This is a genomic window from Kocuria himachalensis, assembly GCF_054784195.1.
The window spans coordinates 1-14134 of sequence record NZ_BAAGPL010000028.1 but is presented as its reverse complement, the minus strand read 5'-3'; the positions used below and the strand labels follow the sequence as shown (position 1 = coordinate 14134).

Sequence of the window (14134 nt, the reverse complement as noted above, 5' to 3'; positions counted from 1 at the left end):
TCCTCGACGAGATCGATGGGCATCCGCCGCAGGAGGGACTTGGGATTCTGTGCGTTCATGGGTGGATCCTGTCTGTCGGAAGCCCCCGGCGGGGCGGAACAGACCTCGACGCCGTCGGCGAGGACCAGTGATGATTCCAGAGCGTAGCGGCTTCCCAGACGGAACGCGCCGCCAAGGACCAACCTGACGACAATGCTTCGTGGGCGTACTGGTCCCTGCATCACCGTCTGCCGGCGACCTCACGTGGACCCGGCCGCATCACTCGGCCGGTTGATGTAGGTGGACTTCGGCGGTGCGGCGCCGGGCGGCCCGTCACCGGTCTCGGCGCGGGGACAGGTTCGTGCACCTCGGATCCCGCGATACCGGACTTCACCGGTGCCGGGCTGTGCCCGGGCGGGCGCTGGGGCGACACATCATCAGAGAGGCCGGGTGCTGCCGGGCTGGGCGCAGTCGCCCAGGACGGTGAAGCTGCGGCGCAGGGTGTGGATCCACCCCGCCCATCCCAGCTCGTTGAGCGGCAGGCGTTCTCGTGGCGGGATGGCCAGGCGCCCGATCATCGCGTACATCCCCAGCACGGGCACCGCTAGGATCAGCGCCTCGATCATGGTGGCTTCCCCTCGTGTGGCGCGCCGGTGGGCCCCGGCGCGAGGCAGGTGCGGGGCCTATTGGCTGGCGGCGGCCTCGCGTTCGCGCCGGGCCAGGACGCTGTGCTTGCGGGAGTAGGTGAAGTAGACGACGAAACCGATCAGCATCCACACGCCGAACCGGATCCAGGTGGCCCCGGTGAGGTTGAGCATCAGGTAGAGGCAGATGACCACCGCCAGGATCGGAATGACCGGCACGAACGGCACCCGGAAGGACCGGGGAAGATCGGGCCGGGTCCGGCGCAGCACGATCACACCCAGGGAGACGACGACGAAGGCGGCCAGGGTGCCGATGTTGACCAGTTCCGCCAGAGTCGTGAGCGGAACGAAGGTGGCGATCACGGCGATGACGACACCGGCGATGATCGTGATCCGGTGCGGGGTGCGGAACCGGTGGTGGACCCGGGCCAAGGGCTCGGGCAGGAGGCCGTCGCGGGCCATCGCGAAACCCACCCGGGTCTGACCCAGGAACAAGATCATGGCCACCACGATCAAACCGATGCACGCACCCACGGCGATGATCCCGCCCACCCACGGGGCGCCCACGGCGGTGAAGGCGGTGGCCAACGGGGCGCCGTCGGCCGGGTCGATGTCGGTGTAGGGCCGCATGCCGGTGATGACCAGGGAGACGGCCATGTAGAGGATGGTGACGATGGCCAGGGAGCCGAGGATGCCGATGGGCAGGTTGCGCTGCGGGTTCCTGGTCTCCTCGGCGGTGGTGGCGATGACGTCGAAGCCGATGAAGGCGAAGAACACCACCGCCGCGGCCGAGAACAGCCCGCCGATGCCGAAGGTGGTGGGCTCCAGGCCGAAGATGCTCTGAATGAGCGGGGTGTGCAGCCCGGCGCTCCCATCGGCGCTGGTGCCCTGGGCCGGGGGGATGAACGGGGACCAGTTCGCGACGTTGATGAAACCGATGCCCACCACGATCACCAGCAGCACCACGGCGAGCTTGATGGCCGTGACCACCTGGTTGATCCGACTGGACAGTTTCACCCCGCTGACCAGCACCACCGTCAGGCCCAGGATCAGCAGGCCCGCGGGCAGGTTCATGATCCCCTTGTCGGCGGAGGTCAGTGCCTCCGGAATGGCGAAGGGGGTGTTGGCCAGGACGACGGCGAGGTACTGGCTGAAGGACGTGGCCAAGGCCGCGGCGCCGACGGTGAACTCCAGCACCAGGTCCCAGCCGATGGTCCAGGCGACCACCTCGCCCAGGGTGGCGAAAGAGAAGGTGTAGGCGGATCCGGCCACCGGCACGGCCGAGGCCAGCTCTGCGTAGCACAGTGCTGCCAGGGCGCAGGCCAGTCCCGCGATGAGGAAGGAGATCGCGATGCCCGGTCCGGCGTGGCTGGCCGCGGCCTGTCCGGTGAGCACGAAGATGCCGGCACCGATGGAGACTCCGACCCCGAAGACGATGAGGTCCAAGGCCCCGAGGTTCTTCTTGAGCTGGTGCTCGGGCTCCTCGGTGTCGCGGATGGACTGCTCGATGGACTTGGTCCTGAAGATGCTCATGAAAACTCCCCGTCGAGTGGGCGGAACCACCAAGTGATTCCGGAGAATACTCCTCTTCGACCGGCTACGTCTTGCCCCAACTCTGGTTCGTGAACGTCCCGATCGGGTGGTCGACCACAGCCGCCCACGCTCAGGGCCGTGGAGCGGCCGCTTCGCCGCACGACGATGCAGAGGGTGCAGTAGAGGTTTCTCGGCGGTCCTTCCCAGCTACTACGCCTGCACCAGCACGTAGTGATCCAGGACATCTGGTTGACCTCGAGCCCAAAGCCGCGGTGGGTGAAGACGGGCCGAGGCGGCGTTGACCGAGGCGACGCGGGCAGTCAGCCGGACCCCTCCGTAGACACCCGGGGCCATGACCACAACCAGGCAGACCATGGCCCCGGACACTCGCAACCCCAGTGCTCGGGGACCCCCCAGTAGCCGACTTCCACGCCCGTCCTTCTCCGAGTGGAGGCCACCAGGCCGATCGCCCAACCACCCTCCTCCGCGACGTACCACCGGGCAGCCCCAACCTGCTCCACCGGCTCCTGCCGCAGCGCGGCGCGGACGCGGTCCTGGATGACCAGCGGCGCCCACAGCTGGCCGTCGCCGACGAAGCGGGTCACGCGTTGGTCGGCGGCTAACACCTGGTCTCATCACTCAGTGGCCTGGCGCAGTCGGCGGAGGCCGATGAGCGTGACAGCGAGCAGGAGAAGCGGGAGCAGGGTGACTTCGGTGCGGTCGTAGCCCTTGTTCGCGTGCAGCTTGCCCGGGCGGTCCGGTCGTCAATCCACGGTCTGCCGCCGGGGCCTCGAGGCGGGGGCTGGGGAGGGATCAGCGAAGCGATCAGTTCCCACAGCTGATCATCGACCATCCACTGGTGCTTCTTCGCGGCCATGCAGACGCTGTGCACCGTCTCCAGGAGGGCCAGCAACGGCCGACCAAGTTTTGCGACCAGGTGCTACCGCCGATGATGCCCACAAATGATGGCATGAACGTCACGGTAACGAATACGGAAACAGCAGTTCGGGAGTGCCCCATCTGCGAGAAGCCGATCACCGACGAAAACCCCGGCGTCCTCCCGCGGTGCATGGAAGGTCGCCGGCCCCCCCGGGCACGCCTTCAGGGCCGCAGCACCCGTCTTGGTGTGCAACGACTGCATCAACACGCCCAACGGGGGTCAGGGGAGCAAGGTATCTCTCTACGCCATTGCCGTTCGAGAGTTCACGGAAGACTGGGGGTTGCATCACTGCGAGAACTGCACCACGCCCTTCCTCCTGGCCCCGTCGAAACGCCGGCGACGCATGTACTGCTCGAATCGGTGCAGGCTGGCTCTCGTTCGAGCAGAGAAGGCCGCTGAGAAGCCGACGTGGCCATCCGAACAGTGCGGAGAGCGGATGACCGGCCGCGCCGACCGCCGGTTCTGTTCAGCGGCATGCCGGGTCGCCCATCATCGCGCCATCGCCTCCAATGGCTGGAGTCGTTCCCACGGTTACCCCGCGAAAACGCCTGAGCCCACATAACACCTGGTCTCATGACTCGGTGGTTTCCGGTAGGACGCGTTCCTGCCACGGGCCGTGTTGCAGCCACAGAATGCCCAGCTTCGCGACGAGGCCGTCGACCTGCCCCCGGTAGAGCACCGTGTCGTAGCGGCGCGCCTCCACCGTGTCCCCGGAACGCAGCTGAGCGAGGTCGCCGAGGCGGGTTGTCCGGTGCCCGGTGGTGGTCATGAGCGGGATCTCCTGGAGGAGGAGCATAGGGGGTGCCGGGGGAGGATGACCGGAGGTCCCCACGGGTGCACCCGTGGGGACCTCCGGTCATCAAGGACCGGCAGGGCACCTGTTGTGGGACTGCCGTGGAAGGTCAGGGTGCGCGGACGGGCTCCGCCGGGGTGGTCTCCTTGTCCTTGTGCTCCTGGCGGACCTTGGCCTCGTGCAGGGCGCGGATGGCGGCGTGCTGGGGGTTGCGGCGCAGCACCAGATAGCCGATGCCCAGGGCCAGGAACCACAGCGGGGTCAGGGCCAGGGCTGTGAGCGTGTCGGGCTGGGTGGTCAGCGCCCAGATGACGAAGCCGAAGAACGCCAGTACCACGTAGGGCATGAAAGTGCCCCCAGGCATCTTGAACTTGCTGGCGGCGTGCAGCTGGGGGCGGCGGCGGCGGTAGACGATGTAGCTGACCATGATGATGGACCACACGAACATGAAGCACAGCGCCGAGATGGTGGTGACCATGGTGAAGGCCTCGGCCACACTGCCCTCGGCGTAGAGCAGCGCCACACCGGCCAGCAGGAACATGCAGGAGAACAGCAGCGCGTTGCGCGGGACCTTGCGGGAGGAGAGCCGGGCGAAGGACTTCGGCGCATCACCCTCCTGGGCGAGCCCGTAGACCATCCGGGAGGTGGAGTAGATCCCGGAGTTGGCCGAGGAAGTCGCCGAGGTCAGCACGACGAAGTTCACCACCCCGGCGGCCCCTACGAGGCCGGCGAGGGCGAACATGCCCACGAACGGGGACTCGTCGGCGCTGTAGGTGGTCCAGGGGCGCACGGCCATGAGGACGATCAGTGACCCGACGTAGAAGAGCAGCACCCGGATCGGGATGGAGTTGATCGCCCGCGGGAGGGTGACCTCCGGGTCCTTGGCCTCGGCGGCGGTGGTCCCGACGAGTTCGATGCCCACGAAGGCGAACACGGCGATCTGGAACCCGGCCACGAAGCCCATGAAGCCGGTGGGGAACATGCCTCCGTGCGCCCACAGGTTGGAGAACCCCGCGCGGGAGCCTTCGGTCTCGAAGCTGGTGACGATCATGACCAGACCCACCACGATCAGGGCGATGATGGCGATGATCTTGATCAGCGCGAACCAAAACTCGGTCTCCCCGAAGGCGCGCACCGTGGGCAGGTTCAGGGCCAGCAGCAGCAGGATGCAGGCCACGGCCGGGATCCACAGGGGCAGGTCGGGCCACCAGAAGGAGACGTAGTGGGCGATCGCGACCACATCGGCGATGCCGGTGACGACCCAGCAGAACCAGTAGGTCCAGCCGGTGAAGAAGGCCGCCCAAGGACCGAGGATGTCACCGGCGAAGTCCCCGAAGTTCTTGTACTCCAGGTTGCTCAGCAACAGCTCGCCCATGGCACGCATGACGAAGTAGAGCATGAAGCCGATAATCATGTACACGAAGATCACCGAGGGCCCGGCCACCGAAATGGTCTTGCCCGAGCCCATGAACAGGCCGGTGCCGATGGCACCGCCGATCGCGATGAGCTGGATGTGACGGTTGGACAGCGCCCTCTCGAGATGAGGCGGTTGCTGGGTGGCACTCATGGTGGAGTCACTTTCGATCAGAACTTCGGACGGGTAATGGAAGACGGCGCGGGACGTCGGCCCGGGCCTCGCATGCTGGGGCGCAGAACGCCGCTGCGGGGGTGGGCAGGTCCTTACAAGCCATGGCCCTAGATCAGAGACGTTGCGCGCGGGAGGACCGATGGACCAGAGGTCCGCTCAGCTCGCCCAGGAAGCCAGATTATTCAGCTTCGTGCTGGGCTCGGCGGATTCCTGCGGGCGCACCCAGCGCTCCACCCAGGGGTGGGGTGGGCAGCATCAAAGCGGCGCCGATGCGGTGGGTCCGAGGTGATCGTCATTGAGGAACTCCAGGATTCTGCGCGGTCGACCCGCGCGGGCTGTGGGCGCCTCCCCGATCTGTTGGACAGCCTGAGAGTTTCCGCCGCACCCGCTCGTGGTGGGGCTTGCTCCTTCGGCGAGCACGGCGAACACCGCGCTACTTTCCAGATGTGCCTCTGTGCGGCGGTACGGGTGCCTGAGAGTTTCCCGGGGAGGAATTGCTCCTACGGCGCCCGACCGATGCTGCTGGACGGGACTCTCCCGCCGCACGTCAACGGCGCTTGCTATGTGACTGCGCTCACACCGTAGTCGGACCTCGATCCGGAGCGCAAGACGCCGGACATCTCGTGGCTCCCCGGCCACGCCCACCCCGTGGCCACTGGCCGGCCCACGTGAAGCAAGCCGGTGCGACTCGATCCCCTGTACCACCACTTTGTCGTCGCCCAGGCGGCCCCCCGGACCCGCCGCGCCCGGCAGGAGGGCCGTCGGCCGCCACCGTCAATCTCACCCAAAATGCTGGCGATGACCCGGAAGCCATCCGTCAGGAATTCACATCACGGCGTCGCGGTTCTCGTGGCGTGCGCCCGCCGATCCTCGAGGAGGCGTTACAGGGCCTGGATGTACCGCCGACTGCAGCGCTGCTGCAGTCGGCGGCTGACCGGCGCAACGGCACGGGACGCCCACGTTCCCGGGCGGGAGAACGCGGTAAGGGTGAACACGACCGCATCGTCGTCCTGCCAATCGACACAGAATCTTTCCTCGCCTCGTTCGGGGTGGCCCCGCAGAGTGCCGTGGGCGAATCCGCGACAGCGCTCGTCCTCCACGACATAGACCACCTGGCAAGCGAACGACATCCGCAACAGGTGCCGACCCAGGCGCAGGCGCACACGGCTGCCCGGCTCGACACGACAACAGGTGGCCGTGACGGTCAAGCCCACTGCTCGGTGCATATGCCAGCTCAGCAGGCGATCCGCGGTTCCGTGAAACGTCGACTCACCGTGGCCGATGACCCGGTGGACCACCAGGTCCTCGTACCCGTCGGGCAAGTGCCCGGCGGTGGCGCCGACCTCCGGATACGACAGCGGGCGATCCAGCAGGGTCATGGCGGCCACTGTGCCAAGCGAACGCTTTACACATGGTCGAGTATCGGCCGCCCAGCCACGGCACTTGCCTATTGATGGTACTGATGACGGCCGAAGACCCGGAAGACTTCCGGCACCTGACCGCGGCCGGTGGCCAGGTCGGCGGCCATCTCCCCGATCAGAGGAGCGAACTTCCCGCCGTGGCCCGAACAGGGGGAGACCACCGTGATGTTGTCCACCGTGTCGAGCACGAAGTCTTCGTTCGGGGTGTTGGTGAACAGGCAGGTGGTCTCGGCGTAGGGCTCGGGCACGACACCGGGCAGGTAGCGCGTGACGTAGTCCATCACCTGCTGACGGTTGCTCTCGTCCATGATCTGGTCCTGGGCCCGGGCGGAGGACAGGACCTTGCCACCGTTGAACTTCGCGACCTTCTGTCCCTGGAACTGGGCATCGCGCCCCCCAGGGAGACCATAGATCTGCAGGTTCTCGCTCAGGTGGATGAACGTGGGCCACGGCGTCGCCGATGCCTCACGGGCCTCCTTGTAGGGGAAGTGGTAGGCCTGTTCCTGGCGCACCTGCAAGGAGGGCATCTGCTGCACGAAGGCGTCGGGAAGGCTCAACTCGCTCAGCAGGACCGGCAGCCAGCCACCGGCGCACACGATGATGCGCTCGGCCTCCAGGACCTCTCCGGTGAAGGAGGTCAGGCGGAAGCCGTTCCCCGACCGCGTCACCGAACTCAGCTCCCACTCGGTCCTGATCTGCGCCCCCTGGGTCACGGCGAGCTCCACCATCGTGGTGACCGTGGTCTCGGCATCGAGCACCCCGGCGCCGGGATGCCACAGCACTTCAGTGTCGAACACCAGCTGCGGCCAGCGATGCCGGGCCTGTGCGGGGCTCAGCAGCTCGTGCTCCACCCCCGCCGACTGCAGGACCTCCGCCAGCTGCCGCGGTCGGCGCACGGAGCCATGGTCGACCGACCCCGTAGGGGTGATCAGCCGCCGATCGCTGAGCCGCTCGAGCTCGTCCCAGCCACGCCTGGCATCGATCACCATCCGGGTGTACCCCAGGTCCGGATACGCGTAGCGGAAGATACGAGCAGACCCGTGGGAGCTGCCCCACTCGTTAGCTGGGGTGGACCGCTCCAGCACGGTCACTTCGTGGCCACGGGAAGCCAGGTGCCAGGCGGTGGCCGCGCCGGCGAGACCTGCTCCCACAACAACGTATTTGGAGGTGTTCATGTCTCTTGCTGCTCCACATCTCGAGTGGGGACGGTGTCAGCGAGATGCCCGTCGGAACCGTGACGCCGGAGCGCGAAACGCACCTCGGAGTCATGGGGACACCAGAGTGTCACCTACGGAGTCACACGCGCGGGTGACGTAGACACCTCCATCATCGACGCCTCCTCTTGGCGCATCAGCCTCGATTGCTCGACGTCCTCCAAGTTGAGGACCCCGTGCGCTGGGTCGACCTCACAGCCGCGGAAACGATCGCCGCCCTGAATCTCCCTCTGTGCGCTGAACTGAGACGCAACAGCAAGGGCCTTGGGCACCCTGGGGGAAGACAGCCGGCAGGTCGCCACGCTGATCGCTGAGTGGATCCGCCACCGAGCGCTCGGCGACAGATCCTATGCCACCGGCATGCACGCCCACTCCGAGTTCGGAGGGTGGTGTGCTGGGCGTACTGGCGGTGCCGACGCGACGATGGCCTTGGGGACGACGTGCTGTCCGTTGCGGACACATCTGCGATCGGGTTCAACGACGTCGACCCGCACCGCGTGCTCGACAGATACGGAACCGACGTGCGCTGATCCCCTGAGACCGTACACATCTCGTCTTTGCGGAAGAAATCCGGACTGAGAGGTGGAGAGCCTAAAACCCACTGCTACACACAAAAGTGTTATCGAACACGAGCGCGCGGGTGTTCTCGCATCTGTTGGAACTCCCGTGAGCCCGATTTCGCGACGCTGTGCCGAGCCAGGTTCCTGACGACCTGACCGCCGCCGGCACAGGACTTTCACGCGCCGATGAGCGGATATCCGAGGCGATGCTGGGCGGACGGAGGGCGCCAGGAGACCTAGTCGCATCTTCCGTTCGTCACCGGCTGGAACGACCGCTGCCACCCCTTCGCATGGACCCAGGCCAGATCACACATCCTTGGTGAAGCCAACCGCTCAACCACTTCCACGACGGACCTCTATGGTCCTGTCGAAACCGTCCTGAGAGAGCTCTTGGATCTGCTCGCCTCGTCGACCGTCACCTCCACCCACCACATCCTCCTGGTGGGAAGACCTCAGTGTTGGGTAATGGTCCCGCCGTCTATTTCCTCTTGGATGATCTCGGCGTTGAGGCGGATCTTTCGTTTCTTGAGATTCTTGCGCACGAGAGGCCAGAAGATGATGAGTACACCCGTGGCGATGAGGCTGGTCCATACCTGATTGCGGCCGCCCTCCGAGAAGAGCATCACCACGAACACACCGACGATCGCGGCGATCAGCAGAATGTTCAGCCAGGGGTGCAACCACATCTTCAGCTTGAGCCCTGCGACCTCTTCGGGAGTCATCTTCTGGCGGAGCCGCATTTGAGTGAGCGAGACGAAGACGTACACGAAAAGGGCCACGAGGCCGGCTGAATTCATGATGAAGTCAAAGATGCCGGAGCCGGGGGCTGCGAAGTTCACAATCGTGGCGATGACCGCGCCGCTCGTGGAAGCGATGAGCGCCCACATGGGCACGCCATTCCTGGAGCGCTTGGCGACGAATCTCGGCGCGAAGCCTTGATCGGCGAGGGCCGCGAACATGCGGGATGCCGAGTACAGGCCAGAGTTCAGCACCGAGATGACTGCCGTGAAAATAACGAACTGCATAATTATCGCCGCTCCGGGCAGACCCAGCAGCGCGAACACCTGCGTGAAGGGCGCGGTGGCCACGTTGATCGGCTCGGGCAGGTCATTCCAGGGGATCACCATGGTGATGATGAGCACGGCACCGACGAAAAACAGCAGGATGCGCCAGATGACGGTGCTCGTCGCCTGCCGGATGCCCTTCGCGGGGTCTTCCGACTCGGCAGCGGCCATCACCGCGATCTCCGTGCCGAAGTAGGAGAAGATCACCAGCGCGACGCCGGTGAAGGCAATGCCGAAGCCGTTCGGGGCGAAACCGCCGTGTTCCCAAAGGTTCGGGACGGCGAGGGTCGAGTTCGGCCACAGTCCGAGCGCGAAAAGCAGACCGGCACCGAGGAAGACCACAATGGCCAATACTTTGATGCTCGCAAGCCAGAACTCCACCTCGCCGAAGGTGCGCACCGAAATGGCGTTCGTGCCGATGAAAATCAGAATCAGGATCAGCGACCATGTCCAGGACGGGAGGAACACGAACCATGAGTGCAGGGTCTCACCGCCGAGAACTGCCTCGTAGGCGAGGACACCGACCCAGAAATACCAGTAGAGCCAGCCCACGAGGTAGGCCGCCCAATCGCCGAGGCCGACGCGTGCGTATTCCATGAACGAGCCAATAGTGGGCCGCGCCGCCGCCATCTCGCCGAGCATGCGCATCGCGAGGAAAACGAGCAGGCCGCCAATGAGGTAAGACAGGATTGCGGCGGGGCCGACTGCGCGAATGACATTGCCCGAACCCACGAAAAGACTCGCGCCGATGATACCGCCGAGGGTGATCATCATCACATGTCGGGAGCGCAGCTTCTTGTGGGTGACAATCTGCCCTGCCGAGGTCTCAGGTGAGACAGGGCGGGAGTAGTTCGACTCACCTGGGGTGTTTTCCGGAGTGGACATGAATCGTCCTCGATCCTTATTAATCTGTTGAGGTCGTTGAGATAAGGGAGATGCAGCTGTTGCGGGCCATCCAGGAAGTGCCGGCCGGCACAGGCATGGACACAGGACTGAAGTATGACATCAGCCGAAGCCGCACCACAGAGCCACCACTGAAGCCGTCAGGGGACGAACCGCGTCCGGTGAGGGCAACGATGACGGCGGTGAGACTGGCTGGCCTCATCGCGGCCAGGGTGATGTGCTTTCATCACCTCCAGGTCCAGTCCCGTCCGGCCGCCACCGCTCACACCTACTGACCCGATCTGCCGGGATCTTTGGCCGGTTTGCCGTACGAATCAACGGAACAACACCGACTCCCGCCTCATCAGCATCCGTGCCTACTGGTTGCAGGCGGGGTGTTGCCCTCCGTGCGATCCGTCCCGATTCCTGGTCAGCAGGTGAACACCGACCAGCAGATGTCGTTGCGCATGCGCTGGTCCTTCAGCACGAGCTGGCGAATCGGCTCGGGCAGCTGCGCACGCTGCCACCGGCATTCCACTCGCCCCGCGGCTTCAACATCACCGGGGACAGCGGCGGCTCGTACGGCCTTGATCGCGTACGCCGCCGCACCGAGGTCATGGGCGGCGACATGGGCCACCGCGGCGGCCTGACCAGCTGCGTAGGCGGCGTATCGAGCTGCCCCTCGCTTGTCGCGCGCCGCGCCCATGGCATGGCCTCCTGCTGCGCGAGAGGCCATCATCGTGACCTCACCGCGCACCCAGGCGCGGGCGTGCTCGATGGCCAGGCGCGGTCGCGGATCCTCGGGGTGCGCGGACTCGAACAGGTACAGGACGTGCTCAGCGCATGCGGCCGCCCAGAGAGCGAGTAGGTGATGATCCGGCTCCGTCAGGGTCCCACCGCGGCGGATCGTCACCAGACGCGGATCGTGTACTTTCGGCAGGATCATGGTCGGCAGCTCCCCGGACAGGCGTGTCACCGGAGAACCTATTCTCGCCCACCCGGGAGCCGCCGGCCGACTCCTCAGCAGCCGTCCCTGCCCATTGATTCGAGCGGAGGTGCAACGGTGGCGCGTGCGCATGCGCGTGCGCGTGCGCGTGCGCTTGGCGGGTGGTGCAGGCCCGCGCTGACGGGCCGGTGATGGCCACGTTGAGCGGGGCGAGCAGACGGGTGAACCGGTCGAGGTCCTTGGCGAAGGCGAACGCGCGCACCCTGTCCGGGTCAGGGTGCACGGCGAAGTCACCGGTTCCGGTGGGGTCGGCGGAGAACACGTAGGCCCTGCTCGTCTTGTGGTGCCGGCTCATCCACACGATCCCGTCGAACCCGCCCGCATGCGCGACCGCCGCCCAGAGGACACCACGATCCTGGGTGACGGTGTCCTGCGTCGTGATTCCCGCTGATTCCACCCCCCCTAGTTACGTTTCGGTAACACGTTCGCCAATTGGTGCGCCTGGGTGGCACGGCGGGTTAGACTTTTGTCCAGTTCATGACATGTCATGTTCTTTGTGCATTCGGGTCGTCCCTCGGTCGGCCTCTACCCCTGGAAGGCTGGCCGACATGAAGCACCGGATCGCCGAGACCACCCTCAGCGCGGGGGCACTGTTGCTCCTGGGATCCCTGGTCTGCATGGTCATGGCGATGTCAGCGGGGCACGGGCCCCACTGGCCCTTGGGGGCCATCACCGCGATGGGTGCCGTCCTGACAGGGTGGGGAGTGTTCACCAGCCTCGACGTCGAGGACGTTCCCGGTGTGCCGTTGGACGTTGCCCTGGAGCGGATCCGCCTGCTGCGCCACTCCTGACCGGCAACCCCGGAGGATCGGCTCGCCCTCACCAGGAGGACGCCGTGCAGAAGATCGCTGCCTGTTCGATGTTCGCCGCCCGACCACCACGGTCGGGCGGAGGAGGCCATGACGCGCTGCACCTCTGTGTCCGAGGACTCGCAAGTCCTGTCCGTGGACCAGCGCGGATCCGGGGAGGAAGAGGCCGAAGGAGCCGTCCGTGCCGCACAGTTCGTCCTGGCTGGTCGATAGTTCCGGGCCATGGACAACGGCCAACCCCACCCCTTCGGGTTCACACCGATGATGTCCTTGGTCGTCGAGTTCGACCGGGCCCAAGAACTCGACCAGGTGTTCGACCGCCTTTCCGGGGGAGCGACCGTGCTCATGGAGCTGCAGGAATACCCCTTCAGCCAGCGCTGTGGATGGCTGGCGGGCCGCTTCGGGATTCCCTGGCAACTGATTCTCGCGCCCGCCTGAACCTTTCGCAGACCCTCATTGGTGCTCCGGCGGTCGGAGGGACCGGAAACCCCAGAACATCACTACCCGGCAGAGGCCTTCGGGGACATCATGGCGGCAGTGTTCAGGGGCGGTCCTCGGCGCCGGCGCGGGAGATGAGAGCAGGTCCACTGGACCGAACTCGAAGGAGAGTCGTCGATGCCTACCGATGCCACGGCCTGCAGCGGACTGGCCGTCCACGATCTCCAAGAGGCCAGGCGGTTCTACGGTGAGACGCTGAGCCTGAGGACCTCCCAGGAATACGGCTTGATGTGGTTGCACCTTGCGGGCGGGCTGTGAACGACGGTCGAAAAGGGTGCGGTCGTGACGAGAGACCACCCCGTCGCATCTGCTCAGTATTCGCCCGTCGTCGACAGGCGTCCCATCTGAAGCGCCTTCCATCATGCGGTGTGCCGCTGATGACGAATCAGCTCGCAGGACACAGCTTCCGGGCCCCGAAGACGGCCGGCGGAGCGATCCGGGAGGCCAAGACCACCGCACGACTGGTGGGCGGGGAGCCCCGCTCGCCCGCGCTTCACACATGGCCCATTACAGGCTGGCCGGGGCAGGTGCGGTACTGGAGCGGGCCACGAGCTGGGCGGGAAGCACGACGTGCTCGCCGGTCACGGCGGTGACTTCCGCCGTGGCGTCGAGGCGGCGCAGCGCCAGGTCCACGGCGGTGCCCGCGAGCAGGCGGGGGTCCTGGGCGAGGGTGGTGAGGTCGAGGTAGGGCAGGGAGGCCTGCTCGGAGTCGTCGAAGCCGACCACCGACAGGTCCCCGGGCACGCACCGGCCCAGGACCCGCGCCTGGCTGACCACCCCGACGGCGCAGCGGTCGTTGAAGGCCAGAACGGCCGTCGGGGAGGGGTCCTGGGCCAGGAGCCCGGTGATGGCGGCGGCACCGCCGGCCTCCGAGGCGGCCCCGGGCACGATCAGCATCCGGTCGCCGAGGCCCGCAGCGGCCATGGCGTCCTGGTAGCCGGCCCGGCGCCGCGCCCCGCCGGCCTCGCGGTCGGCGTCGACGTAGGCGATCCGCCGGTGCCCCAGGCCGAGAAGGTGCTCCACGGCCAGGACTGCGCCGCGGTGGTCGTCGGTGGCCACGCTGTCGAAGGACAGGGCGTCGAAGGCGCGGGTGACGGAGACGACCGGCAGGGTCGCGCTGATCTGCTCGAGACGATCCTGGGGCAGTGAGCTGCCCAGCAGGATCACTACCTCGCACCGGTCACGCAGCAGCGCATCGAGGGC

At 66.3% G+C, this 14134-nt stretch carries 11 protein-coding genes and 1 riboswitch; of the genes, 2 read left to right on the top strand and 9 right to left on the bottom strand.

Going from position 1 to position 14134, the window contains the following annotated elements:
• Positions 1-416: 416 nt before the first annotated feature.
• From ACYVM4_RS17725 to ACYVM4_RS17690, 8 genes are all read right to left on the bottom strand, one after another.
• On the bottom strand, positions 417-605 hold the full coding sequence (locus ACYVM4_RS17725; protein ID WP_368823483.1) for a hypothetical protein: 189 nt from the start codon (positions 603-605) through the stop codon (positions 417-419).
• A gap of 57 nt (positions 606-662) precedes the next feature.
• Positions 663-2156, bottom strand: a complete 1494-nt coding sequence (locus ACYVM4_RS17720) for an amino acid permease (protein WP_368823482.1) — start codon at positions 2154-2156, stop codon at positions 663-665.
• A 1511-nt stretch (positions 2157-3667) separates the two neighbouring features.
• Positions 3668-3865: a hypothetical protein gene (locus tag ACYVM4_RS17715; protein ID WP_460669381.1), complete on the bottom strand. Its 198-nt coding sequence runs from the start codon at positions 3863-3865 to the stop codon at positions 3668-3670.
• A 133-nt stretch (positions 3866-3998) separates the two neighbouring features.
• Positions 3999-5456 carry a D-serine/D-alanine/glycine transporter gene (gene cycA, locus ACYVM4_RS17710; RefSeq protein ID WP_460669380.1) on the bottom strand — a complete coding sequence of 486 codons (1458 nt, stop codon included), beginning with the start codon at positions 5454-5456 and terminating at the stop codon, positions 3999-4001.
• Positions 5457-5927: 471 nt separating this feature from the next.
• Positions 5928-6027: riboswitch (glycine riboswitch) on the bottom strand.
• A gap of 331 nt (positions 6028-6358) precedes the next feature.
• The gene (locus ACYVM4_RS17705; RefSeq protein WP_460669379.1) at positions 6359-6856 is read right to left on the bottom strand and encodes a DUF1990 family protein; all 498 of its coding nucleotides are present in this window, start codon (positions 6854-6856) and stop codon (positions 6359-6361) included.
• A gap of 68 nt (positions 6857-6924) precedes the next feature.
• Positions 6925-8073, bottom strand: coding sequence for an FAD-dependent oxidoreductase (locus ACYVM4_RS17700; protein WP_460669378.1), 1149 nt, complete (start codon positions 8071-8073; stop codon positions 6925-6927).
• A 1051-nt stretch (positions 8074-9124) separates the two neighbouring features.
• On the bottom strand, positions 9125-10621 hold the full coding sequence (locus ACYVM4_RS17695) for an amino acid permease (protein WP_460669377.1): 1497 nt from the start codon (positions 10619-10621) through the stop codon (positions 9125-9127).
• A gap of 427 nt (positions 10622-11048) precedes the next feature.
• Entirely contained in the window at positions 11049-11564 is a 516-nt protein-coding gene (locus ACYVM4_RS17690; protein ID WP_460669376.1) for a putative immunity protein, read from the bottom strand.
• 608 nt (positions 11565-12172) lie between these two features.
• Between ACYVM4_RS17690 and ACYVM4_RS17685 the strand changes: the two genes are divergently transcribed.
• Positions 12173-12415: a hypothetical protein gene (locus tag ACYVM4_RS17685; protein ID WP_368823476.1), complete on the top strand. Its 243-nt coding sequence runs from the start codon at positions 12173-12175 to the stop codon at positions 12413-12415.
• A 240-nt stretch (positions 12416-12655) separates the two neighbouring features.
• Complete coding sequence (locus ACYVM4_RS17680) at positions 12656-12871, top strand: VOC family protein (protein WP_368823475.1); 216 nt, start codon at positions 12656-12658, stop codon at positions 12869-12871.
• A gap of 567 nt (positions 12872-13438) precedes the next feature.
• Here ACYVM4_RS17680 and ACYVM4_RS17675 read toward each other — a convergent pair.
• Positions 13439-14134, bottom strand: a 696-nt coding sequence (locus ACYVM4_RS17675; protein ID WP_460669375.1) for a LacI family DNA-binding transcriptional regulator, incomplete at its 5' end; no start/stop codon positions are given.